The following is a 3,174-nucleotide window of genomic DNA, read 5'->3' on the forward strand; positions in this document are numbered from 1 at the left end:
GCCACATAGGTATCAGAGACATGGTGGTAAGCTATTCCTCCGTAGCCACCGTAGCGAATATGATACTCAGACAGTAAATTCTCTTCGTAGAGTTCATACTTTGTTCCATCTGCCGCCGCACTCTTACCATCACCCCAAACTGACGGCAGATTTAAAGCATTGTAGCGGTTAATAATATCCACCAATGCAGCATTGAGCTTATCCACAGTCACATGGCGACGGTTGACAAATGCCAGTTCCTTCGCGGTGACAATACCTCGCATATGTCTGGCCGCTTGAGTCGGCCCCAAATTGCAACCATAAGTAAACGTCGTCAAAAGATAACGTTCCGTCGCACGTTCAATTTTAGGATCACTACCAGACAGCGGCCCAAAGTGACGGGTAAAATTCGTCCAGTAGTCAACATTTCTGAGGATATCGATTAAATTTCTTTCTGGAAAACATTCTTCGATTTTTTCTATTAAAGCTTTGGCAGCAACACTCAACTCGTTACGCTGATACTTTTTGAGGATGGGTTCGCCTTCATCATTAATAATAAATTGGTGGTTATTGGGATAACCTGCATCCACCGCCGCCGCCGTGTCCGTCAACCAAGATTTTAGTGTCAAGGTAAACTCAGAAGCGGTATTAGGAAAGCCTAAATTCTCACAGTATTGGTCAACTAACGGCAAACACTCTGACCAAGACAATAATTGTTCTCGGTAGTCGGCGTAATCTTCACTACCAACAACGCAGATATCTCCTGACCTTAATTCGGCTGCCAGGTAGTAAAAAATACAAGCCTCGAAGTGCCGACGAACGAATTTGGTTTTCTCTCCTTGCTTGACTACAACTAATTTTCGCCACTGTTCTGAAATAAAATCTAGTTCAATACTTGCTTTGACAAATTCTCCTCGACGATGAGAATTATCTAGGACAAATTGTAATGCTTCCTTCACACTTTGTTCGTTAGTAGTTGATTTGAACTCTAATGCTTTTACTAAGCGAAAAAATGTCCGGCGATGATTTTTATAGAATTTCCAAATTAGAGGAAAATGATTATTACCCCTATAAGCATTCATCGCCTCACATTCCGAAAGCAGTTGCTCTGCTCCTCCATCTTGAGTGAATACATTATTTAGTTTATTAAACAGGGATATTTCCTGATTTTTTGTTAACTCAGTAGAGAGATTTAATTCCTGTATCTGCTCCTTTGAATTAGATGAATAACTATCGGATACCTCAATCTCTGGGTGAGAATCTGATTGTTCATGTGTTAATTGATTTTCCTCCATAAACACATGGATGACATTAGTCAACACCCCAACTAATTTCTCTTGCGTTTCTTGGATTCTTTTTTTGATAAGTTCTAATTCTTTAGTAGCGTCGTTATTGATTGAGCGCATTTGTTTTAAAAACATCTCAACCAAACTATCTCGTGCTGTCACTTGCGCCGCATAAATTAAGCATAAAATCAAAGTAATCCGTTTGGATAAACTAAAATCCTTGATTTCATGGGCATCTAACACCCGTGCTTCGGCAGCAAAATGGTGAATTTTGGCAGTTGTAATATCCTTGAGTATTGGCTTAACATTACCCAAAGAATCCAGCCAGATTAAATGTACAATAAAGTCATTGATATTGTTACGGGTAGGGCTTTTAGGTAGTTGCTTCAGGCTGTTGAATGAGGTTTGATACTCAAGTGAATGACGCTCTAATAAGTCCAGCAAGCGTTCTTGGTAATCTGACGAGATGCGACTCAGTACGAGGGAAAATAATCTTTGATTTACGACATTTCTCACTCGACGGACTAATCTATTTAATGTGTTGAATCCTGGTAATTCATATCTATTTTTAACTAATTCAGCAATGGCTACATTCATTAAATCAGCAGGATTATCCATAACAGTCGCCGATTCATTCACCGCTTTTATAGCTATATGTAGCCCAGTTTGATTAAATTGATTTACCTGGAGGTGTTCACGGATAGCAGTCCGATGACGATACATGGTTTTGCGATTTTCATAACCCAAAACAGTATCAACTGAGAATTTTAAATTGCTGCGAATATGATTAACGATTTTGATAGGAATATCTAGTAGAGAAGGAAAGTAGCCTAGTCGCTGAAATGATTTTAATAGGCATACTAGGTTAAGAATATTACTTTCACCCTTAGTTGTAGCGTAAGCAAAAGCAATTTCGCTCTTGTTGGGTGTGTAAATATCGGTGAGTTCTTTGGCGGTTAATTGACGCTTAAATCTAGGGTAAGCGGTACGTTCTATCGATGTCACCATCAGTATGTTTTTGTGCGATTTAAAACTTTAAAAGATATATATCACTAATAAGCCACTGCGTCAGGAGCAAAACTTTGCCACAGTCCGTATCCCCCGGTCACTTTCGCGTTTATGTAGAGAAACATTACCAAAAATAACTGTTTATGGGCAAGTTTTTAACATGGAATGTGTGGGGAGTTGATTGTGTCGTACTCAATATTAAAGTACCCAATTACCTTTTATGGGCAAGTTGGTTTTTATGACTCATACTGCTCCACCCAAAAAAGTCACAAACCTAGAGAAACGCACACGAGAATATCTGCTACCCAATGAAGTCGAAGCCATGATTAAAGCAGCTTCATCAACAGGGCGGCATGGTCACAGAGATTCGACTTTAATTTTACTGGCTTATCGTCACGCTCTACGTGTATCAGAATTGGTAGCACTGCGATGGGAGCAGGTAGATTTTTCTAGTGGCACAATTCATATCAATCGACTCAAGCATGGTATCAGTTCAACCCATCCTTTACGTGCCAGGGAGTTAAGGTGGCTACGACAACTACAACGAGAATATCCTCACTCCCCTTATTTGTTTGTTTCTGAGCGTGGTACTCCGATGGCTGCTGCCACCGCTTTTAATATTATTAGTCGTGCTGGCACTCTTGCTGGTTTAGCTTTATCGGTACATCCGCATATGTTACGTCATGCCTGCGGGTTTTATTTGGCATCTCATGGTCATGACACTAGAGCTATTCAGGCTTATCTGGGACACAAAAATATTCAACATACTATTCGCTACACAGAATTATCGAGCGATCGCTTCAACAATTTCTGGCTCGACTGAACCTAAAATCAATGCTTTCAACCTGATTTCTTTACAAAACTTTACAACGTGTCCCATTTTGCACGTATCTCGGCGGCC

The 3,174-nt window shown here is 40.1% G+C and carries 2 protein-coding genes; one reads left to right on the forward strand and one right to left on the reverse strand.

Going from position 1 to position 3,174, the window contains the following annotated elements:
- A partial coding sequence (locus VB733_RS27355) for a Tn3 family transposase (RefSeq protein ID WP_416336356.1) occupies positions 1-2,270 on the reverse strand: 2,270 nt, incomplete at its 3' end.
- 241 nt (positions 2,271-2,511) lie between these two features.
- On the opposite strand from VB733_RS27355, the gene VB733_RS27360 reads away from it, so the two are divergent.
- Positions 2,512-3,096 carry a tyrosine-type recombinase/integrase gene (locus VB733_RS27360; protein ID WP_323343190.1) on the forward strand — a complete coding sequence of 195 codons (585 nt, stop codon included), beginning with the start codon at positions 2,512-2,514 and terminating at the stop codon, positions 3,094-3,096.
- Positions 3,097-3,174: the final 78 nt, after the last annotated feature.

The organism is Calothrix sp. UHCC 0171, from assembly GCF_034931845.1.
GTDB lineage: Bacteria > Cyanobacteriota > Cyanobacteriia > Cyanobacteriales > Nostocaceae > Brunnivagina.